Origin of the sequence: Microbulbifer variabilis, from assembly GCF_023716485.1 — a bacterium.
Classification (GTDB): Bacteria; Pseudomonadota; Gammaproteobacteria; order Pseudomonadales; family Cellvibrionaceae; genus Microbulbifer; species Microbulbifer variabilis_B.
Map to the genome: position 1 here is coordinate 1,829,900 of NZ_CP092418.1, position 21,917 is coordinate 1,851,816.

Sequence of the window (21,917 nt, forward strand, 5' to 3'; positions counted from 1 at the left end):
GCCGATATGGTTTAATTGTATTTTTTGCGGAATACCTATATATACATTCTATTTATCGTATTTTGCATAGTTGCTCCTTGTCTCAAAGATGAAATTAGTGTTTGAATCCGTTGCCAGTGAAATTTTCCAGGTTTGAGCTCATTTAAAAAAGAATTTTAGATATGATAATAAGGCATCTCATTAGTATCACAATGGCTTTGATTGTCGTTAGTAACTGTTATGCCATAGATGATAATGTTGGAAAAGAAATAAAATCAGCTCTGGAAGAGCTATCTAATAGCAACCGCTTAATTGGCTCACATTTTGTTGCGGTAGTTGATAAGAACGGGCTTGATTTCTTTTATGCCTATTCTGAAGGTGGCCCTCAAGTTACAGAGAGCACGCCTTTCTTAATCGCAAGTCACACAAAGTCTTTTACCAGTACTTTGATGGCTATCCTGCATAACTCGGGCAAGTTAGATTTAGATAAACCCATATCATCTTATAAGCTCCAGCTGGGGCTTGAGGGAAAAGTTGATACCAATAAAATCAGTGTTAGGGATTTACTTACCCATACGTCTGGATTTACAAGTGTTCAACATACCTTTAAGTCAGCTTTTTTAGGTTATTTCGGTCCAGAGGAGCTGGTACATTCATTAAGTGAAAATCTACTCATAGCGCCAGATTACAACTTTAGGTATTCAAATACGGGCCCGATAGTCGCCTCGATGATTGCAGAGAATGTCACTGGAAAAGCTTGGGGAGAGCTTATAGAGAAGTATATAACTGAGCCTCTGGATATGAATTCGACTACGAATAAGGTATCCAAAGTGGATAATTTTCTTCCATCTATTATCACCTCCAGTGATGGTAATATCTTCACTTCAGGACATTTCAAGTCTGATCAAACGATGCACCCCGCAGGAGGCTTGATTTCTACTGTAAGTGATTTGGCGACATGGCTTCAGGTAAATATAAATAAAGATAGGTCAAATGTATCTAAGATTAATATTTTTGATGAGCTTCATGAAAAGCAGGTAGATCAATCAAAAACCTATTTCACCTATAAGAGAACAGGCTACACCTTGGGGTGGGATCTGGCAGAGTATAATGAAGAGACTCTTTTAACTCGGTTTGGAAATTATGGTGGATATAGCATCCATGTATCATTTATACCAAAAAGAGAGACAGGTGTAATTGCATTTACCAATCAGGATGCGGCTTATATGTTACCCCATGTAATAGCTAATTATACTTATAACTCAATTTTAAATAAAGCAAATAGAGATACGCTGTTTGAGCAGGAGATTAAGCGGCTAAAGAAGTCTGTCCGAGGCGAGCTATTGGAAGCGCCAGATCCTGTATTGGTTGTCAGTGCCGAAAATTTTCCAGGAAACTTGCTTGGTATCTATGTGAATAGTAATGGCTGGCCGGAGCAAAAACTCTATATTGAGGGTGATAAAATAATGGTTAGTTGGGGAGGGCTCAGTGGACCACTGCTAAAAACTGGGGAGGTATATAAGGTGCATTTAGGAGCGCTCCAAAGAGATCTTTCATTTCATTTTCAGGGTAAGGGCGTTGTAATGTCTCAGAATGGATCAGTCAAGTTTATTAAAATATAGGCTGGGTGCTAAAGAGGTATTCCATGAAAGAAAATACAGATTTTTTTGTCAGTAAATCCTTGGTCTCCTGGGATGAGGCTGGGCCTGTTCACTGGGAATTCAGCAAGCGGCTACTTGAGAAAGTCTCCGAGTCTAATTTTAATGCCTTAGAGCAAGACTTTGATGGCATGTTGGATGGGTTTGATCTTTCCGGAAAGTCAGTGGTTCAAATTTGCTGCAATAATGCGAAAGATTTAATCTCCATCAAAAAGAAAGGCGCCGGGCTCTGTGTGGGGATTGATGGATCCCAAGCTTTTGTCGATCAAGCTCGGCTTTTGGTAAATGCCTCAAGGTGTTCGGATGTAGAAATCGTATGCTCTAACATCTATGAGTTGCCTGATGAGTATATCGGCCGTTTTGACTTTGCGGTTATCACTATTGGCGTACTTAATTGGATGCCGGATCTAAAGCAGTTTATGAGAATTTGTACTTCCTTGCTGAAGCCGGGTGGTTATCTTTTAATGGAAGAAATACATCCGGTTCTAAATATGTATGAGGAAGGTAATCCCTCACACATTGCCATGTCTTATTTTAATCGCGAGCCGCAAAAGGATGACCAAGGTTTGGGCTATTTGGATGGTAGAAAATATCAGGCTAAAGAAAATTATAATTTTCATCACACCTTGTCAGATATTTTGATGGCGGCAATTGAAAGTAATCTATCTCTAAAGAAGTTTGTTGAACTCGGGAAGAATGTGGGTAATTGGTGTGGAGATTTGGAAAGCTCTGAATGTGTTCCGCCAATGGCAATGCTGGCTTGTTGGAAAAAGGACTTATAGATTTTGACGTTCACCAAGGTCCTAAGCTATAGAGCCAGTAGAAATAGGCTAAGAAAAGAGGCCTGCCATTAAATTTGAGTCTTAAATTCCTTAATTTTCGTATTTATACGGACAATATTTCTTCCGGCAGTGATACCTCAATATTTTAGAGGGCGTGCCACTGTTGTCTACTTGATGTTCTGTAGATCTCTTGGGCAGCAGCATCTGTATTGAGATCGCCCAATTTGCTTTATTGAGAGGCTAAATGAGCCACATTGGCTAATTATTCGAATGATTTATAAGTTGAATGAAACCACTTAATAAATCGTTATCAAGATAAAGTATACTCTTTATGCCCATGGTGGCGCCGGTAGTCCAAAGGGGGAGGTTGTCGCACAAATCACTCACTTAGCCGCAGTTTCAGACTGCTGAGACGGTAGAATTGGCCGGCATAGGCCAAGAGAGGGTAGAATCCCGCTCTTAAAACTATTAAAAGACCCTTTTTTACGAGGAGATAGCAAATGCGTCAGACAATGATCGCACTAGCCGTAGCCGCATCCCTGGCGGTTGTGGGCGGTTGTGGTGAAAAGGCAAAACAGGCTGAGGTAGCTAAAGACACTGTGAAAGCCGAAGAGTCCATGGCTGTAACTCCAGAGCACGCCAGTAACATGCTGCTGGCAGAGTGGACTGGTCCCTTTGGTGGTGTACCTGCGTTTGACAAGATGAAGCTGGAAGATCTCAAGCCCGCAATTGAAAAAGGTATTGAGATAAGCCTTACCGAGCTAGGTGCGATCGCTTCAGATTCCGCTGAGCCAACCTTTGCTAACACCATTGTGCCGATGGAGCGCAGTGGCGCCGAGCTAAGCCGCGCAACGGCTTACTATGGAATCTGGGCTGCGAATATGTCTTCACCAGAGTTCCGCAAAGTTCAGCAAGAGCTGGCACCGATCTGGGCTGATTACGAGTCCAAAATTTATCAGAACAAAGACTTGTTTAAGCGCATCAAGGCGATCTACGACCAGCGCAACGCGATGGACCTGGATGCTGAACAGAAGCGTGTGGTTGAGCTGATCTATACCCAGTTCTCTACCAATGGTGCGACCCTGGAAGGTAAGGCCAAGGAGCGCTATGCGGAAATCAACAAGCGCCTGGCTGAACTTTATACCAAGTTCTCCAACAATGTACTGGCCGATGAGGAAGGCTACGATATCTTCCTGAGCAAAGATCAGTTGAGCGGCCTGCCGGAATCCTTTGTTGCAGCGGCGGCAGCTCTGGCGGAAGAGAAGGGCGAGAAGGGCAAGTACGCAATTACCAATACCCGCTCCTCCATGGACCCATTCCTCACTTACTCCGATAACCGTGAGTTGCGCAAGCAAGTGTGGACCAACTACTACAGCCGTGGTGACAATGGCGATGAGCGTGATAATAACGCTATCATTGCTGAGATCTTGAAGCTGCGCGATGAGCGTGTGGGCCTGCAGGGCTTTGACAACTACGCTGAATGGCGCCTGCAAGACCGTATGGCTAAAAATCCTGAGCGGGCCATGGACCTGATGGAAGCGGTATGGCCCGCAGCAGTTGCCCGCGTAAAAGAAGAAGTAGCTGATATGCAGGCGGTGGCGGATGCCGAGAAAGCCAATATCACTATTGAGCCCTGGGACTATCGTTACTACGCCGAGAAGGTTCGCAAGGCCAAGTACGACCTGAACTCCGATGAAGTGAAGCAGTACCTGCAGCTAGATAACCTGCGTGAAGCCATGTTCTACGTAGCTGGTGAGTTGTTCAACTTCAAATTCACCCCGGTGAAAGAGGGTTCCGTACCGGTATTCCACGAAGATGTTAAAGTCTGGGAAGTCACTGACAAGACCAGTGGCGACCATATCGGCCTCTGGTACCTGGACCCATTCGCCCGTGCTGGCAAGCGTTCCGGTGCTTGGGCAACCATGTATCGTGACCACTCCACCTTTGATGGCAAGAAGAACGTCCTGTCTTCTAACAACTCCAACTTTATCAAGGGCGCGCCGGGTGAGCCTGTGCTGGTGAGCTGGGACGATGCCGAAACCTTCTTCCACGAGTTTGGCCACGCGCTGCACTTCCTTGCTTCCAACGTGACTTACCCGACCCTGAACAGCGGTGTTCGCGACTACACCGAGTTCCAATCCCAGCTGCTGGAGCGCTGGTTGTCTACCGATGCGGTTATCGATAACTATCTGGTGCACTACAAGACTGGTGAGCCTATTCCTGCGGATCTGGTGAAGAAGATTAAGAAAGCCGCCAAGTTCAACTCTGGTTTTGCCACCACTGAGTACCTGGCCTCTGCGCTGATTGATATGAAGTTCCACACTGCTGATCCAGAGGGTATCGACCCAGATAAGTTTGAGCGTGAAACTCTGGATAAGCTGGGCATGCCGAAAGAGCTGGTCATGCGTCACCGCACCCCGCACTTTGGCCATATCTTCTCTGGTGAAGGTTATGCAGCTAGCTACTATGGTTACATGTGGGCCGACGTGCTGACTTCCGACGCCTCTGAGGCCTTCTCCGAGTCTAAAGGTGGCTTCTACGACAAAGAGGTAGCAGCCAAGTTGGTGAAACACCTGTTTGCACCGCGTAATGCTGTAGACCCCGCTGATGCTTATCGTGCTTTCCGTGGTCGTGATGCCAATATCGAAGCGTTGATGCGCGATCGTGGCTTCCCGATCCCGGAGAAGAAAGAGAGTACGGTTGCCTCCAAGAACTAGTTTATTGATTTAATAAATTGTTCATGAAAAAGCCGCATCTTTGGATGCGGCTTTTTTTGTTTAAGTGGTCTTTGAGTTAAGAAGTGCTCGAGAATAAAAATTCATTAACCATATGTTTGCGGCATATGCAATCTGCATTGTAAAAATTTCCTATTCAATATTGGTCTCGTGATCCCCTCATTGGCTGGTAAGTAGATACCCAGAAGTTATTTCTAGGACGAGTTTTCAATACTGGGCAAGGTCTTCATTTCTAAAAGTAAGTCCCTAGCTATATCTGCTGCCCTCTATTTTTAGCGGAATCAGATAGCTGGTTCTTATGTTCCATTTCTGATTGGTCGTTGTTTTTTTGTTTTGTTATATGTTAAAAAAATTTAACTAAAAATATTAGGTTGCTTGTTGAAGTGTTCTTCTCTTTTTCTGCCCTTGTGCTTATAAATTAGCAATAAATATCCTATCGACCTTAAATTTCAACGGCTGTATTCTTGCCCACGTCGACATGCCCATTGATATTTTATTATTTTGACTTATATCAATTGGTTTTGTCGCCTTTCAAAATCTTAAACACCAGATTAGGTTACAAATCCGTGAATTTTCAGAGAAGGAACATGAAAATGAAAAAGTTAACCGGTGCAGTGCTGGGGGTTACCACAAGCTTGGCCTTATTAAGTCAATTGACACTGGCATCAGGCCAGGCAGTGGCTAATAGCATTCCAAACTTTACCGAGAATGAATTTGCACAACTGGAAGAGCAATTCTCCTCAAGGAAGGTGATGGTTGATGGCAAACTCTATCAGTTAACTGGGGATATGCTGGAGCTGGTTCCACAGGAATCCGGGCAGGTCAGTATAATGTCAGCCTTTGAGTTGTCAGCAAATAAGTGGCCTGAAGGTGTTGTCTATTATGATTTTCATGAAGACGTAACAGAAGAAAACCGCCAGCGATTCGTTGATGCTACCAAGGTTTGGGAAGAGGTCGCAGATTTACATTTTAAATTGCGCAAAGACCAAACCAATTATATCTACGTGCGAAATGGCAGTGAAAATCGATCTATGGTTGGAATGTCTGGTGGCGGGCAGTTTTTCAGTATGAAAGACTGGAGTATGAAATATATTATTGTTCATGAGCTGGGTCATGCCATCGGCATGAGACATGAGCAGCAGCGTTCTGATCGGGATCAATATGTGATGATCCTGGAAGACAATATAAAGCCAGCGTATATCTACAATTTTGATGTTCGCCAATCACACAGCTACAGCGAATACGACTTCCTGTCAGTCATGCACTACCCCTCCCGCGCATATAGTGCTAATGGGGGTGCGACAATTGTCCCCAAAAAAGGCTATGAGAAATATGATGGCATTGTAGGGCAGCGCGTTGACCTCGGAGCTGGTGATCAGGTAGGGGCGGCTTCTCACTATGGTACTGTGAATATCAACATTCCTGATCCGGCATTTAAATCTTATTTGCTTGCTTACTTTGATGCCGATAATAATGGTGAAATAAGTAGTTTAGAGGCGGCGAAGGTTGAGAAAATTCATACCCCTGGAAACGGTGAAATTCAATCTTTGCAAGGTATACATCTTTTTCGATATCTAAAACATCTTACTGTTGCTAGTGAAAATCTAACCGAGATTCCTGAGTTACCCAAGCGCTTGGAGTCTATGAATTTCTCTGGCAACCATTTGGATTCCGTTCAATTTGAGTGGGTAATGGATAAGCCTTTCCTGAAAGAGGTAGATTTCACCAATAATTTATTGGATGTTTATTCCTGTGAAATGCTCACTTTTATCAATGGTGTGATCGAGGGCGGTAATATCCAATACAGCCCGGTTAAGGGTGGTGAAACATTTATTTGTGATGAAGAGGCGGAGCGAACACTTATTTCTGGCAAACCAAGGGTCGACTTACGGGGGAAAGATGGCAAGCTATTTCACATTGATGTCCCTGAAAATGCTCAAAAACTGACTATTCAAACAGAAGAGTCGGAAATAGGCGGTGAGATGAATGTATATGTGGCTCATAACCGCCTACCCGATACCACAGATTTTGACTACAAGTCTGAAAATGCCGGTAATATCGAATACATACAGATCATCTCGCCTCAGTCAGGCCGTTGGCATGTATTGCTCACACCGGTAGAGCGTTCATTTGAAGGCGTGGATCTAACCGCAACTCTGGATTTGGGAGGTGAGCCTGGCAACCAGCTAGTCAACCTTCAGGAAATAGGTGGGTTGGCTGCCAGCAAGGGGGAGGCCTTGTATTTCACCATGAACGTTCCCCAAAATGCTAAAGATCTACAGTTTGCCATGAATGGCGGCAGTGGTGATGCAGATCTCTATGTGCGTTTTGGTGAGAAGCCAACTGAATCTGTCTACGACTACCGCCCCTATTTAGGTGGTAATGACGAAACTGCTTCAATTGCTAATCCCAAAGCCGGTGAGTGGCATATTATGCTATTGGGTTATGCGGATTTTGAGCAAGTCTCTTTAATGGGTTCCTTCAAAACGTTTACCCCAGAAGAGTTCCTCGTAGCTGGTGAGACCATTGCAGACTTGGATGGCAAAGCGGGTGATGCGCTCACTTTTAAAATTCAAGTGCCAGAGGGTTTAGCCAAACTCTCTATTGCCACCGGACCTTCATTTATCGCTTCTCTTGGTGATGCAGATTTGTATATAAAGTACGGTGAGGAGGCTTCTGTGAGCAATGCGGATTTCACTTCAGAAAACTGGACCAGTCATGAGTCTATAAATGTGAGTGCGCCTCAAGCAGGCGTCTGGTATGTTACCGTTTATGGCTACACTGATTTTGAAAATCTCTGGTTAAGTGTTGATTATTAACGGCTAGGTAATTTATTTATTTTGGGTGATGGGTTGATTTAAATTTAAATCAACCCATTGCCTGCTTTGCTTTTAAAAAATTGATCAATTGCAATATTTTGTGTGTGTGCTTGATTCAGTGAAAGCGACTTAGGGAAGGTTGGGTCATACTTTATTGGCGATATTGGTTGAAACTACTTAGGGCTTCATCCTAGGAGGGGTTAAAGCTCAGTTGATCTCTCACTTCCATAAGTGCAAAGCCCATAAGGTTAAGGCCTGCCCAGGTTCTTGGGTCTTGTATTGTCGAGCTATCCTGCGCTTGACCTACCCCCCAAATTTTATCAACGGGGCTAGCCTCCACTAAAACCCTATCCTTTGTATTGAGCAGAAATCTCTTCAGGTCATTATTTTGGGAAAACTTAGCAAGGTTACCATTAACGACAATCTCAAATCGTTTTTTTATCCAGATATCATGGTTAAAACCAACAACCTGCCGGCCTAATTCCTTGGCTTTACCTGGGTGGTCTGAGGTTAGAATCTTCTCACAGGCTTTATGGTCCTTAAAAAGTTTGGCCTTGTGATACATCATGTAGTGCTCAGCGGTAATAAAATGATACCCATCTTCCTCGAACTTGGTGTCATACCACTGGCTAAGACAGCTCTTTGAGATCTGGTTATCTATTTCTTGATGCCCCCAAAAAAAGACATAATTAACTGTATTTCCGTTATCTACGAAGTCGATAAGTTGATCTCTTGACCTTATATTCATTTTTACTCCAGTAGTTAATTTATAAGACTTCTATGGTGGCATTTAAGGCTTATTACAAAAGTAAGGATTACTTTTGTGCAAAACTCCATGTTCGGCGAGTTTGCTACTGAAAAGTTATAGGCTCATTTTTTAAAAGTACATTACAGATGCATTGGGGCTCCAGGAGCCCCGGATCGCCTGCTTATTGGTATGGGTTTACCCAAGCATGTAGCGATTTATCGAAAAATGGTAGCGCCAAGCCAATTTTGGCTATCGCTGATACACTTTTTCCCCTTCAACCCAAGTCTGTAAAACTTGTACCTGCCAGATTTCTTGTGAATCTATTTCAAAAATATTCTTATCTAGCAAGATAAAATCGGCAAATTTTCCGGGCTGTAGGTTGCCTATTACTTTCTCTTGGTGGCCGGCATAGGCCGCATCCAGGGTAAATGCGCGCAGGGCTTGCTCCAGCGTCATTGCTTCTTTGGTGCGCCAGCCTTTGCTAGGGTTACCCTGGCGGTCGCGGCGGGTGGTTGCGGCATGAAGGCCAAACAAAGGGTTGGCGGGTTCAACCGGGAAGTCGGAGCCAGCGGCTATTGGTGTGCCCTGGTTGAGAAGTGTTTGCCAAGCGTAGGCGCCGATCAGGCGTTTATCACCAAGGCGGTCACCCGCCATATTTTTGTCGCTAGTGGCGTGGGTGGGCTGCATGGAGGCAATCAGGTTGAGCTGTGCGAAGCGGGGAATATCCTTCACCTCTATAACCTGTGCGTGCTCTACGCGGTGGCGATACTCTTGCTGGCTTTTCTTTTTATCCAGGGCCTCAAGATGGTTGAGTACGATATGATTGGCTCTATCGCCAATCGCATGTACGTTCACCTGGAAGTTGTTATCCGTGGCCAGTTTCAGTAGCGATAACATTTTGCTCTCTGGGTAGAGCAGCAACCCCTTCTCCTGTGGGCGGTCGTGATAGGGTTCCAGAAGCGCTGCGCCACGGCTGCCCAGGGCACCATCGGCAGATAATTTAATGCTGCGCATATAGAGTCGCGTTTCTGGGCTGCCGATATGGCCAGCCTTCAGCAACTTCACATAGTTGTGGCTGTCCACCGATAACATTGGATAAACCCGCATAGGAATGGCGTTTTCCTTGGCCAATTCTCGGTAGGCAGTGAGGGTTTGTTCGTTGATACCCGCATCGTGCACACTGGTCAATCCCAGAGAAAGCGCCGTAGTAAAGGCGTTTTGCAGGGACTTTTTTTCCTGGGCTAGGGTGGGGGAAGGTACTGCCTGTTGTAGCAGGCTCATGGCGTTGTCAATTAAGATCCCAGTGGGTTCCCCTTCGCTATCCCGCAGAATCTCTCCGCCCTCAGGGGCCTGCGTGCTCTTATCGATACCGGCAAGATGCAGGGCTTTGGAGTTTGCCCAGCCTGCGTGGCCATCTACCCGCCGCAACCAGATGGGGTGATCAATCTCCAGAGCGTCCAGTTGCTCACGACTGGGGAATTGCTTACCGGGCCAGGTGACTTGGTTCCAACCGCGGCCAAGCAGCCACTGGCCTGGTTCCAGTCTCTCGGCTTGGTGTTTTATCGCCGCAAGGGAATCCTCCAGAGAGTGGTCGCGCAGATCCAGCAACTCATTAAGTTGCCCAAGGCCCAGCATATGTCCGTGAGCATCAATCAGGCCGGGCAGTAAGGTCTTGCCCTTGGCATCTATCCGTTCAGCATCTGAATACTTTTCATCCAGCTCAGTAAAATTACCAGTATCCAGCACCTTGCCCTGGTCGAAGGCCATGGCATTGAACTGAATTAACGCTTTATCCGTGGTTTGGTATCCTGAAAAGTTATGGATTAGTGTCACTGCTTGGGAGCTGAAAGAAGTGGCGGCAAGCAGTGTCGCCGCCAAAGTTTGGGCTAGACGCATATTGGAATGCCTTGTTGTTTTCGTTATTGGCCATTCTATGGTGGCTTCATACCCCATGAAAAGTAGATTAAATGGCTACTGGGTTAATGAGTGTGGGAGTAGGGGCTTCTTACTGATCGGGTTCTATACGAAGTAAATGGCCCTGGGGTCCATCGGTGATGATGTAGAGATTACCGTCTGCTCCGATTTCAGCGTCTCGAACCCGCTCACCGATGACAATTCTTTTCTCAATATTCAGCGGATCCCCTTGCGGATTGATTACCCTCAGGTCTTGGGTGACCAAACCAGCGGAAAGGAGGTGACCACGCCACTGTGGAAATGCTGTGCCGGTATAAATGGTTAGGCCGCCGGGGGCATGAGTATCAATCCAGGCAAGGAAAGGAGAGGTAAATTCCGGGCTGGCAATTTTGAAAGAGATGTTGGATCCATCCCGATAATCCCTACCAAAGGTCACCCTGGGCCAACCGTAGTTAGCGCCCTTTTGGACTTGGTTTAATTCGTCTCCAGCTGCAGGACCGTGCTCTGAGGACCAGATAACCTGGCTTTCAGGGTCGATAGCAAGCCCCTGAGGGTTGCGGTGGCCAAAACTCCAAATCTCTGGGAGGGCGCCTTTGGTATTAACAAAGGGGTTGTCACCAGGTACTGAACCATCAGGGCTAATACGGATTATTGAACCAAAGTGTGTTTGTAGATTTTGTCCCTGCTCACGGGCAAAGATGTCGAGAAAATCCTGTGGGGGGTTGCCGCCGTCCCCAATACTGGCCAGCAGGGTACCGTCAGGGAGAAAGGCAAATCTCGAACCAAAATGTGCGCTATTCTTTTTACCCTGAGCTGCCTTGAATATCTCTTGAAAGTCCACCAGCTGGCCACTTTGCCACCTTCCCCTACCAATAGTTAGGCGGTTACTTTCGGTATTGCCACTAGCGTAACTAAAATAAAGTAGCTGGTCTTTGTCAAAGTTTGGGCTGGCAATTACATCCAGAAGCCCTCCCTGCCCCTCAAAGAAAACCTGCGCTGGAAAATCAATAGCTTCGGAAAGGGTATTGTTGCTTATGGTGCGTAACTTACCATCTCGCTGAGTGATGATTAGAGTGCCATCAGGGAGCAAGGCTATACCCCATGGATATGGAATAGGGCCTGTCACCTTACTAATCTTAATTTTGTCTATCACGGGGATCGCGCCCCGGGAAAGAAAAGTATCAGCAGAGCTTACACCAGAGATGATTGTGCAAGTGAAAGCTAATAATGTTGTATAAAAAGAAATCCTTCTCACTTTAGGCGACCCCTGGGGTAGGTGGGTGTGCCGAACAGTATAACAATAGGGCTATTGACAACAATGTCGATTTGCCTAGTGCAATGAGCACTACGCATTGCATGAAGAGTCTCTTTCTTAGTGCTACCTAGTCTATACTGAATTATTTTTTATTTTGTAAAAATTCAATAGTGAGATAATCAATCTTTTCAGCTTATCAGCTAAAAGTAGTAGGAGAATAATTTACCCAAAATATTTTAGGTTTTTCAATATTCTACTTATGTCGAGATTGTGATAATGGTACTGAAATTAGTTGATGTGGCGCCAAAATACTTTTGACTTGTGGGAGTAGATGGGTGTCAATGAATAGCAGATAACGGGGGGAATATCAGCTCTTTTGGTGAAAAAAATAGATAAGGGGGATGGTTGTTTAGGGTATGTAATACCTATGTTAATGCTATGGCCTTCATTTTCTGGGGTTTAAGATCTACATTGACAGGCCTTGATAGTCAAGCAGGCTATAGCAACTCTTAAAGAGTTCTTCTCAAGAAAATCTGATGTTTCAGCGGATTCTACCCCAGCCTCATTGAGGCTAAACAAAGAAGTTAACTCCCTTCTTTTTGAAAGCAAGCATACATGTACTCCATGTATCAACCAAGGAGTAATGGCTACCGGCACAGGCTGGAGTTAAAGAAAGCCTGTTGCTTTTCCTTTCATTGGTGAATATCTGTTACTCAGGTGACTAATAATTTAGTTTTACGCAGGATAATAAGCCATATCTACTAGTTAGGGTTGTTATTTGTTGAGATAGAAATAACGTGTTAAGCAGCTCTTTATTTTTTTTATTTCAAACAAAACTATTTTAATACTTTTGTCTTAGTGACGATTGTTGTGTTTAGCAGTTGCTTTTATATTTGCCACTTGCCTTACCCCAAGCCCGAACCTTTTGGCAACTGCTGATCGAGATTCACCAAAGTGCAAAGCTTGTAAAATCTCACGATTACGTGCCTGAATGTCGATTTGTCGTGATGTGGGTAAGGTGAGATAGGTACCGCCATAGATGTCACTAAGGGTTTGCAAGGATTGGATGGGTAGGATATCTATCAGCTTGCTTCTCTCTGGATATTTAGGGATATAAACATCCTGCCCTCCAAAAGAAGCTATCAGTATAAGCATATCGCTATAGCCAATTAGCTCGATAAGCTCTTGCATCAGATCTGGTAGCTTCTTGTGATCAATCTCCACATTATAAAAGCGGTTTTGGTTCCCTTGCTGCATTTTGTCATCCTTGTCAGATATAACATGCAACGAGAGTACGATTAACGATATACCCTGGCGTAGAGTGAAATGGTTCCCAATGCGTTATGGTGTGGCTTTGTGCTCTTTTGATTTTTTTAGGAATGGATGAAAGTGAAAAAATATTTTATGATGAAAGGAAAGGTAGTATTTACAAGTTGTGGGGAAAAGTAACATCGGAGTTTGCAGTATCCGGGGTTGAATTTTGATTTTTGTAGATATTTAGGGAATATATGTGGGCTCAAAGGCATTGACCTGCTAGCCGGTAGCCAAATACTTTAATTCATCGTTCTATGGTGGCTCGTTGTTAATGATGAAGCTTGACATTTTTACTAAATGTCAATGATTTAATGCTTCTTGGTTAGGTGGAATTAATCGTTGGTTGATCTCTACTTAAACCTTTCTTTTTTAAGAGGCGTTCTATGAGGCAAGCTATCTTGAAATGATTGTCTGGGAGAGGAGCTGATAAAAGTTAGTAGCCGCTTAAAATCAAGTTGATGCAGCTATCAGAGGAGTAATGTTTGCCCATATTCCTAGGAGTCAATCCTTTGGTGCTTTATGCTCTTTAGCTGTGATTTATAAGTAGGACGATTCTAAAAAATGAAAGAGAATGTTCACTTTAGAGAATAGTTGTTAGAGGCTGTTTCATAACTTGAAATCGGTTATTCTCACGCAATTACATAGAAAAAAAGTTCAGCAATAGTGAGCCGATTCAAGTCAGAGTTAACCAATGATCAATGGAAATTGATCGAACCATGTCTTCCTGAATTAAAACGAGGAAAGGGAGGCCCAAAACCCATTGATAATCGGGCTTGTTTTGAAGGCATCCTGTGGGTTTTGCGTTCTGGAGCGCGATGGAAAGATCTTCCTTCACACTATCCATCACCGAGTACATGTTGGAGAAGGCTTCAGTTTTGGGAAGAGCAAGGAGCTTGGCTACATGCATGGAGAAGATTCCTGGAGCTATTGGATCAACAGTCTTTGCTTAACTGGGAGGAAGTCTTTTCTGATGGTAGCTTTGCACCAGCAAAAAAGGGGGCTTCGAAGTCGGGAAAACCAAGCGGGGCAAGGGTTCAAAGAGGATGGTGGTGGTCGATGGCGAAGGTATTCCACTGGGAGGCACCATTACTTCGGCCTCACCAGCAGAAGTAAAGTTATTACATCCATTGCTTGATGTTACGTATAAAAATACAAAGATTCATCGCTTAGTTTATGATAAAGCGGCGGACTCTGATCCTCTTAGAGATAGTCTGTTGAGTCGTGGAATCGACCTTATCTGTCCACACAGGATAAATAGGGAAAAAGCCTCAAGGCAGGATGGTAGAAAGCTCAGAAGGTATACTCGCCGTTGGAAAGTTGAGCGGACTTTTGCGTGGTTGGGAAATTACCGCCGTTTGGTTGTTAGATGGGAGCGATATTTGTCCACTTATCGTGCTTTTTTCTATATTGCATGCATGTTAATTACGTTAAATAAGTTATGAAACAGCTTCTAGTTTATTGGGTGAGGGGTGGCATTCAAGAGTTGAATGCACATGCCGCACGCCCTTCTATCATTCTATGGGAAGAGAAGTCTATATAGGTGTTTGAGGCTACTTTTCTCCCTATCTTCTTTGCGGTACAGACTTTACTTTACAGCTTATGAGGATGCTCTACTTGTCTTTATTTGATTAAAAGAGGTAAATAGAAAGTAAGAGTTTAAAAATTTATTTTTGAATTGTGATGTAATTCACTTGCTGTGTAAGTGAATTACATTGATGTGTAGAGTTTAAGTCTTAAAAATTGGCTCCATGTAGGATCGCAATAGTGCTTGTGGGGAATTATTTCTCTAAGAATTTAGTGGTTTTTTCTTAGAGGTGTCAGTGTTTTTAATAAATTTTGGTTTTGAAGCTGGCTAAAAACTATTTTGTAATTAGGAGGGTGGTTGTCTGGATATGATAGGTGGCACTGTATGGTAATGTTTGATGTAAGTGCGCCCAGCGGATGGCCAGGCGCTATTTTCCTACTGAGTGTCAGGTCTGTTGTACAAGGTGTCTTCAGGTTCTAGCAACTTTTCGCTGTTTGAATTCCTGGCTGCATTGGGGGCAAAAAATAACTCTGCGCAAACCCATATTGCTCCAATGCCTGGTATGGCAACGATCAACATACGACGGGGTAGCCCAGAACTGCGAAGGCGTTTGCTGCATACTGTTAGCGAAACCCAGATTATGCTTAGCTGAACCGGGATACTGACTACCGCCATAAATATTTCTGCAGTTTTCCAAATTCCATCGCTGAAATTAAAATTGCCATATTCCAATATTAGCCCAGTAATAAACTGAATGCAGAGCACCGGTATTATAAAAAGCAGCCAGAACTGTCGCCGCGTTACGTTACCATCAAAGTTGAAATAAAAATCCAGATAGTCTTGATCCCTCATGAGTATTTCCTCATCTGATTGTCAGAGCTTATATGGTGTGGTTCCGAGGTGATGTATTATCATCGGGAATTGCTTCACTGTTTTTCTTAAGGCTCTCAAGCCGGGATCGATAATCGGCTTCTCTCTGAAATATTTTGCGAACATAATGGCGGGTTTCTGTGCCGCGGCAATAGCCATATTTTACCTCTGGACTATTGTAGAACTCTGCTTTTTGCAAGAGTACGATGTAATCTTCAACTCCTTTGCTGTTGGTGGTTGAGAACCATTGATTAGGGTTCATCCCATCCTGCAGAGCTAGTCGGCGGGCATCTAAGACGTGTCCTGCACCTGCGTTATAGGAAGCAAAAGTAAAGGCCATGGCATCCCGTTTCGGTAAATTCATCCAACGTTGATATTGATTCAGATTGTACTTGGAGCCACCTTGGATATTTTGTGCCGGGTTAAAGTTATCTTTTACTCCCATTTCATTGGCAGTTTCAGGCATTAACTGCATTAGCCCCTGTGCCCCGGCGCGGGATATGGCATTAGGCCTAAAGTTGGATTCTGTAGATGCTTGTGCGGCAAGCCATACCCAATCGAAAGGTTCAATTGCATAGCGTTTAAAGAGCTTGTCCCAGGGGCTTAGCGTATTATTGGGTAGGATATATTCTTGTTGGTAGCCTATTCTTAGCTTGTTCAGTTGGCTCAGAAATTTCTGAAGTATTGTCTGTGCCTCTGCACTTTTCAGCCAACTGTTGAGGTCGTCGAGGAGAGAGGTATCATTATCCTTAGTTAAAGCAAAAGCAACCTTTCGATTTTCCCCAAATACTAGCGAAGTATCTAAGTTATTTCTGTAACCATTACTTCCATTCACGATATGTTCATCGGCGATAGTGAAATCTATTTCCCCCATGCTAACGGCATCAATGAGCTCAAGAATTGATACTGCTTTATCCGCAAAGCCAATTCTGATTGCTTTCATGTTTTTTGAGTTTCCGGGATAGGTCAGGGGAATTTCTTGAGATAGTGCTTTCTCCTCTATCTCATCAAGATAGACGCTATCTTGATGAATAGTGAGCGTTTTTCCTTTTAGATCCTTGAATACTGCTACAGCTTTTTTTTTTCGCTGTACGAGCACCTCCCGTGTTTCAAATAATGTGTGACTAAACGTTATTTGTTTTTCCCGTTTGCGGGTGTGAGTAAGATCTGCAGCTGCTATGTCTACATTTCCTTCTTTCACTAAAGTTAAAATTTTGTTAATCGATGACGCTTTTTTGAATTCAATATTTACGCCCAGGTGCTCTGCATAAGCTTGTAGTAAATCGCATTCCAGCCCGGCAGGCTGACCACGATGATAATAACAGCCCACTCCATCCATTCGTGTGGCTACAGTTAACGTATCTATTGCCAGGATACTGTTGAGTCGATTCTTCGGGATCTTGCAGGCATAGATAATGACTCCTGAGAGGATCATTGCTGAAAGAAGGAAAATCCAACTTTTATTGAATGACTTCATGATAGCTCCTTGACTTGGTTTAAATCTTGGAGCCTATCGATGTCTCGCTAAGCCAAAAGGAGGAAGCAATTCCCGATTAACTGGTTATAAATCGCGGTTTAGAGTGATCGGGCTACATACCTAGCAACCCTCTAAGAGAAGGAAAAAACATGTCTGATGAAACTGATAGCAACTTGGAAGGAATTGATCCCTCGCCTTACCGGGATCGGCTCGACCCCAAAGTATCTGATGAAACCACTTCAAGTGCTGCAAAAAGCCTAAATCTAGATGGATTGCGCGATCTGTCTGCACTTTCCAAATTACAGGTACGTGAATTTACTCATACCAGTTCTACCCAGATGCAGGCCACATCCAATGCCATGACACAAATGGCTGCGGCTGGCGCCACTGCGGTAAATGCTATTTTGGGTAATGGTAGTAAAGGGGAGGGGCAGAAAGATACTGCACAGCTATCTAATCGCTGATGGAGAAAAGTTTCCCGATTATCAGTGATTGGGATTTTCCGTACAGTGATATAGCCCAATAACTGGGTTGATTAATTAACTGATTGAAAGGAAAAAATTATGTCTGATGAAACCAATACTGTAGACGGTATTCAACCTTCCCCTTATCGCGATCGTGTTGACCCTAAAGTCTCTGACCAGACAACCAGTTCTTCAGCACAAAGCCTGAATCTGGATGGTCTACGTGACCTGTCTGCGCTTTCCAAGCTGCAGGTTCGTGAGTTTACTCACACAGGTGCAACACAAATGCAAGCAACCTCCAATGCTATGACGCAAATGGCGGCGGCAGGTGCAAAGGCCGTAAATTACATCATGGATGGCGGTAAGTAAGGTTTTTGACCTTCAAGGGGTAGCGGTTTATCGCTACCCCTTAATAAAAGGAGCAAGTTATGAGAGATACTTTCCGAGATCGCCTGGCGACTAAAGTGGTTGATCAGATGGCAACTTCTTCAGCACTTAGCCTTCATCTAGATGGTCTGCGCGATTTGTCTGCACTATCTAAACTACAAGTACGTGAATTTACCCATACCGGCGCAACTCAAATGCAGGCAACAGCAAATTCAATCCTGCAAATGTCGGCAGTTGGGGCGCGCACATTTAGAGATACCTTCTAATTTACTGTCTGAAAGGATGAACAGATGGCAAAGGATGATGATACACCAACGCTTAGGGAGCTCTCCGCAGGGAAGGGGAGGCTGATTGATGTGATGTCTAGTGCTTACTTGCAGCGTTCCATCAATAGCGCTGTGGAAACTACGCTGCAAGATCAAGTCAATGCACGCAACCAGCGTATGTTGTTGATGACTAAGCAGCTAAATAAAATAGTTGATTTGTAATTTTATGAAAGACGAGGGGGGGGCGGCAAAAGAAGGGAAGCGTATGTCTTCCTCTTTTTTAGTTCAAAGTGCAGCCGATCATGTAAGGGATACAGCCTTGCAAACCTCTACAGTTGCCGGGAAAGCTTTTCAGAAATGGTTGACCCAACCATTCAACCTCATCTTCCTGCTGATAATCATCGTTGCACATATACAGTTGATCGTGGCTGTGATTCAGAGTTTCTTGATGCTGTTGCTTTCAATGTTTATGCGTTAAGGATTTCAACTTATGCCTAATACAAAACCTACAAGAGAAAGTTACCTCCCTCCGGATTTTGAAGAGCAGCTGGATAAACTGATTAGCAGTCAAGGCACCGATGTTGACTTGGGTGAAGAGCTACAGCAGTCAATCATGGCTATCTGTCGAGAAGTTAACGATGCATTGACAAAATCCTTTTCGGATATATCAACTACAGGCTTTGAGATGGATGACCAAATAAAGGGGCAAGGTGAAAATAATGAGTAATCAGACTAAAAATACTTTTCAGCCGGATGTGAGTAATATTTCCAAGCAAATTGTGAGAAACGCGGTAGAGCTACAAGGAATTCACATTTTACAAGGAAAATCTGACTCGTTAAGGGATGAAAGACTTAGCAATATCATGTTAAAAAATAGTGTGATGATGAAGTGGCTTCAGAATCCATCCAATACCAGCTATAAGGAAGTATTAAGTGGTATAGGTGTCAACTCACTAAAAGACGATGTCAGAGAAGCTTATCAGTATGCTCTTGAAATGGTCCATCAAAAGAGTGATAAAAGTTAACATAGCGCTCCAGCTGACCTTTAGTGACTAGAGGGCAATAACTCGTGGGATTTCCTGGAGAGACCGGGGAGAGAAAATACAGCAAGGAGCTTGCTGCAATGCAGCCAGATTATGATTTTGCGGTTTTTATCGGCCGCTTCCAGCCATTTGGCTGTGATTTAAGGTCGCTTACAAGAAACCAAATTTTTATGTATTGAGATAATTCTAGTTCTCTAGAAAAAATTTTCAGAAATTTAGATGAGCGACGATTGATTGGATAGAGGGCTTGGTTAATCTGTTTTTCTACACCGCTCGTTAACGGCTTCTCCAATACTTAATCTATTCACCATGAAATAAATGTATATGTAATCAAGCTAAGGATTAAGATACAAAGTAAATGCCAAGAGTATACAAAAAGGAGAAACATAAAGACAAAAAACCTTTCTGGTTAGCCCTAGACTTCTGCTAGCTATGTCAATGTAGCTTATTGAACACTCTGTAATTTTTTAAGATAGGAATTAATGATGCCAGTAACACAACTTAGCCAATTACCTAATGCTCGCGCAATTTGGAGTGCAATAGATCAGTACAATATTTATGTGGTCGCCACAATGAGCGATGCTTTCGCACAAATACCGGACACTGGAGCCGACTTTCAAATGCCACCTCCGATACTTATGTATCATGAAGGAGACATGTGTGCACTTCTCATAATGGGAGAAAGGCATGGCGCACAATCTCAGGATATAAGAGCAGCTGCAAAAAATACTGCAACTGCAATTTTAAATATTCCCGACACGATGATAGCAGTTGAAGAACCTATTGAAGTTAATGATAGACTCTATTCCAATGGTGGGGCCCAGAAACAATTATCATTAATTGGTGATCAAAACCTACTTACATACGACCCCTCTTTGAGAGGTGCAATTAGCGCCGAGCTTGCTGATCAAGGCTATCGTCTAAATACTGATGCTCAGCCCTATCGTTTTTCTGCAGAACAAGGAAGGCGTTATGATCCTAGATATGGACAAAATGGAAATGCACCATTGATAAACAACCAAATGGCCACTTCTTTAAGCACCTATGCTAACACGGGGGCACTTATAGCTTATCCAGTTGGACCCGACCATCTAAGGTTTGGGCCCGATGCCTACGTCAGAAATGAGAATGAAACTTTACAAGGTCAACTCCTAGCAAAAAATTGGACGGTACTTGAAATTTCAGAACCTCCTCGTGGCGGTAACGGTAACGGTAACGGTAACGGTAACGCTCAAAATTGACAGATAAATAAACATATCAAATTATTAATCTGTTGTAGTTCAGACTTGATCTGACAGTCACCGGTTTTTCAGAAGGTGCTCTGTCAGGTCAAATTCAGTTTACGAGCTCCTCCTTCCAGATACTTTTACCCTCTTCAAGGGTTGCTATCGGTGTGCGACCATAACACTTTTTACCCTGATGAGTTCGATCATTATTGTAATATATGAGCCATTCGTCCAGATCCTTTTGTAGGTCTTCTATTGATCCATAGATCTTTCGTCGCAATGATGGTTGGTAGAACTCTTGTAATATAGTTTTATGGAAGCACTCACGATGGCCAGTACCAAACGATTCGCGAGCAGCAGTTAGGAGAGTGTATCAATCAGCTTCGCCCGGTAATTCGCGATGGCAAGCTGTTGGTCGATCAGGATTTTAAGGTCGTCCGCTTACTGGCAGAAATGCCCACCCAGGAGGGAATGCTGGCAACAGCTATCTGAGCTCTTCTTATTGAGCCGGCTTATACCGGCTTTATCATTCATTGGCGACTGATAGTCCAACCTTATAGAGATCTTCTGCCAAGGTGTGAATTTCTTCCGACAAAGAGATTTGCTGGGCCCATTCCTCAGGTATTCCAGAAACTCCGTAGTAAGCTCCGGCTATTTGTCCGCAAATGGCTGCTGTTGTATCAGCATCGTTGCCAATATTGGCTGCCAAAAGAATGGCTTCCCGAAAACTATTGGTATTGAAAAAACACCAAAGCCCCGACATTAGGGACTCGATAACGTAACCACTTCCGGTTAACTCTTCATAGTGCTGGTCTAGAAATTGCCCACTGGCAATGGTTTTTACTTTTTCATTAGTTGGAGTTTTTTCGATAGAAGCGAGAAGCTCATTTTTATTGATGCCAATAAATATGGAAAGTATAAGATTACAGAGGAGTCGGCAGCTTTCGATGCATTCGTCCGAGCCATGAGTGGTTCTGGAGCTTTCCCCTGCGAAATAAATGGCATCCGAAGCTGTTGAAGAAAAAAATATGGGAATTGGCGCTAAGCGCATGAGTGAACCATTACCTGACGAGCGAGTAGATGTTGAACCACTAATAGGATCACCTGTTTGCAAATATCGATTTAATGCGGATAAAACTGTTGAACCAATATCGAAGCACTCACCCGTAGAGCTCATATACCCATACTGGTACCAGTTACAGTAATGATTCATCTGATCAGTCGCACTGAAGCCTTTTTTCTGGAGTAAACTGTGGGCCAGGCAGAGCGCCATGGAGGTATCATCGGTCCATTGCCCCTTTTTTAATCCAAATGGGCCTCCACCTTCCATGTCTGATAAAGGAGTGAATTCCCCTTTGTACTTAAACTCCAACGTGGTGCCCACAGCATCACCGCATGCGAGTCCGACTAAACAGCCTTTTACCTTGTCTAGCGTTTCAATATTCACCTATAAAA

20 protein-coding genes and 2 pseudogenes are annotated in these 21,917 nt (G+C 43.9%); 14 read left to right on the forward strand and 8 right to left on the reverse strand.

The genetic code is table 11. The annotated features are described in order from the left end of the window. The first annotated feature begins 191 nt into the window (after positions 1–191). From MJO52_RS08285 to MJO52_RS08300, 4 genes are all read left to right on the forward strand, one after another. The gene (locus MJO52_RS08285) at positions 192–1,601 is read left to right on the forward strand and encodes a serine hydrolase domain-containing protein (RefSeq protein ID WP_252085471.1); all 1,410 of its coding nucleotides are present in this window, start codon (positions 192–194) and stop codon (positions 1,599–1,601) included. A gap of 23 nt (positions 1,602–1,624) precedes the next feature. Further along, the gene (locus tag MJO52_RS08290; RefSeq protein WP_252085472.1) at positions 1,625–2,419 is read left to right on the forward strand and encodes a class I SAM-dependent methyltransferase; all 795 of its coding nucleotides are present in this window, start codon (positions 1,625–1,627) and stop codon (positions 2,417–2,419) included. Between the two features lie 500 nt (positions 2,420–2,919). After that, the gene (locus MJO52_RS08295) at positions 2,920–5,136 is read left to right on the forward strand and encodes a M3 family metallopeptidase (RefSeq protein WP_252085473.1); all 2,217 of its coding nucleotides are present in this window, start codon (positions 2,920–2,922) and stop codon (positions 5,134–5,136) included. 611 nt (positions 5,137–5,747) lie between these two features. Next, positions 5,748–7,973 (forward strand): pre-peptidase C-terminal domain-containing protein, encoded by a 2,226-nt coding sequence (locus tag MJO52_RS08300; protein WP_252085474.1) that lies wholly within the window; start codon positions 5,748–5,750, stop codon positions 7,971–7,973. Positions 7,974–8,163: 190 nt separating this feature from the next. Here the strand turns inward: MJO52_RS08300 and MJO52_RS08305 are convergent, their stop codons facing one another. The 4 genes from MJO52_RS08305 to MJO52_RS08320 all read right to left on the reverse strand — a co-directional run bounded on the left by MJO52_RS08305 (position 8,164) and on the right by MJO52_RS08320 (position 13,147). After that, positions 8,164–8,721, reverse strand: a complete 558-nt coding sequence (locus tag MJO52_RS08305; protein WP_252085475.1) for an NADAR family protein — start codon at positions 8,719–8,721, stop codon at positions 8,164–8,166. Between the two features lie 249 nt (positions 8,722–8,970). Then, complete coding sequence (locus tag MJO52_RS08310) at positions 8,971–10,617, reverse strand: amidohydrolase (protein ID WP_252085476.1); 1,647 nt, start codon at positions 10,615–10,617, stop codon at positions 8,971–8,973. A gap of 109 nt (positions 10,618–10,726) precedes the next feature. Continuing rightward, positions 10,727–11,788 carry a PQQ-dependent sugar dehydrogenase gene (locus MJO52_RS08315; protein ID WP_252085477.1) on the reverse strand — a complete coding sequence of 354 codons (1,062 nt, stop codon included), beginning with the start codon at positions 11,786–11,788 and terminating at the stop codon, positions 10,727–10,729. A gap of 957 nt (positions 11,789–12,745) precedes the next feature. Next, positions 12,746–13,147 (reverse strand): hypothetical protein, encoded by a 402-nt coding sequence (locus MJO52_RS08320; protein ID WP_252085478.1) that lies wholly within the window; start codon positions 13,145–13,147, stop codon positions 12,746–12,748. Positions 13,148–13,867: 720 nt separating this feature from the next. On the opposite strand from MJO52_RS08320, the gene MJO52_RS21405 reads away from it, so the two are divergent. Together MJO52_RS21405 and MJO52_RS08330 are read left to right on the forward strand one after the other, a co-directional pair. After that, positions 13,868–14,317, forward strand: coding sequence for a transposase (locus MJO52_RS21405; protein WP_353505431.1), 450 nt, complete (start codon positions 13,868–13,870; stop codon positions 14,315–14,317). Then, positions 14,218–14,646: pseudogene (locus tag MJO52_RS08330) on the forward strand (IS5 family transposase); the annotation flags it as partial. The gene MJO52_RS21405 and the pseudogene MJO52_RS08330, both read left to right, overlap by 100 nt. A gap of 518 nt (positions 14,647–15,164) precedes the next feature. Here MJO52_RS08330 and MJO52_RS21410 read toward each other — a convergent pair. Further along, positions 15,165–15,581: a DUF805 domain-containing protein gene (locus tag MJO52_RS21410; protein ID WP_353505474.1), complete on the reverse strand. Its 417-nt coding sequence runs from the start codon at positions 15,579–15,581 to the stop codon at positions 15,165–15,167. 28 nt (positions 15,582–15,609) lie between these two features. Continuing rightward, the gene (locus tag MJO52_RS08335; protein WP_252085479.1) at positions 15,610–17,076 is read right to left on the reverse strand and encodes a transporter substrate-binding domain-containing protein; all 1,467 of its coding nucleotides are present in this window, start codon (positions 17,074–17,076) and stop codon (positions 15,610–15,612) included. Between the two features lie 149 nt (positions 17,077–17,225). On the opposite strand from MJO52_RS08335, the gene MJO52_RS08340 reads away from it, so the two are divergent. The 8 genes from MJO52_RS08340 to MJO52_RS08375 all read left to right on the forward strand — a co-directional run bounded on the left by MJO52_RS08340 (position 17,226) and on the right by MJO52_RS08375 (position 20,477). Continuing rightward, complete coding sequence (locus MJO52_RS08340; protein ID WP_252085480.1) at positions 17,226–17,540, forward strand: hypothetical protein; 315 nt, start codon at positions 17,226–17,228, stop codon at positions 17,538–17,540. A gap of 99 nt (positions 17,541–17,639) precedes the next feature. After that, the gene (locus MJO52_RS08345; RefSeq protein WP_152453976.1) at positions 17,640–17,909 is read left to right on the forward strand and encodes a hypothetical protein; all 270 of its coding nucleotides are present in this window, start codon (positions 17,640–17,642) and stop codon (positions 17,907–17,909) included. A gap of 59 nt (positions 17,910–17,968) precedes the next feature. Then, positions 17,969–18,193, forward strand: a complete 225-nt coding sequence (locus tag MJO52_RS08350) for a hypothetical protein (RefSeq protein ID WP_252085481.1) — start codon at positions 17,969–17,971, stop codon at positions 18,191–18,193. 24 nt (positions 18,194–18,217) lie between these two features. After that, positions 18,218–18,415, forward strand: coding sequence for a hypothetical protein (locus MJO52_RS08355; RefSeq protein ID WP_152453974.1), 198 nt, complete (start codon positions 18,218–18,220; stop codon positions 18,413–18,415). 4 nt (positions 18,416–18,419) lie between these two features. Continuing rightward, positions 18,420–18,671 (forward strand): hypothetical protein, encoded by a 252-nt coding sequence (locus tag MJO52_RS08360; RefSeq protein ID WP_252085482.1) that lies wholly within the window; start codon positions 18,420–18,422, stop codon positions 18,669–18,671. A 12-nt stretch (positions 18,672–18,683) separates the two neighbouring features. After that, positions 18,684–18,920 carry a hypothetical protein gene (locus MJO52_RS08365; protein ID WP_252085483.1) on the forward strand — a complete coding sequence of 79 codons (237 nt, stop codon included), beginning with the start codon at positions 18,684–18,686 and terminating at the stop codon, positions 18,918–18,920. Next, on the forward strand, positions 18,913–19,218 hold the full coding sequence (locus MJO52_RS08370; protein WP_252085484.1) for a hypothetical protein: 306 nt from the start codon (positions 18,913–18,915) through the stop codon (positions 19,216–19,218). The genes MJO52_RS08365 and MJO52_RS08370 overlap by 8 nt, the downstream gene beginning before the upstream one ends. A 503-nt stretch (positions 19,219–19,721) precedes the next feature. Then, positions 19,722–20,477, forward strand: coding sequence for a hypothetical protein (locus tag MJO52_RS08375; RefSeq protein ID WP_252085485.1), 756 nt, complete (start codon positions 19,722–19,724; stop codon positions 20,475–20,477). Between the two features lie 94 nt (positions 20,478–20,571). Here MJO52_RS08375 and MJO52_RS08380 read toward each other — a convergent pair. Together MJO52_RS08380 and MJO52_RS08385 are read right to left on the reverse strand one after the other, a co-directional pair. Next, positions 20,572–20,790, reverse strand: a pseudogene (locus MJO52_RS08380) (integrase core domain-containing protein); the annotation flags it as partial. Positions 20,791–20,988: 198 nt separating this feature from the next. Then, entirely contained in the window at positions 20,989–21,909 is a 921-nt protein-coding gene (locus tag MJO52_RS08385; RefSeq protein WP_252085486.1) for an ADP-ribosylglycohydrolase family protein, read from the reverse strand. Positions 21,910–21,917 lie beyond the last annotated feature (8 nt).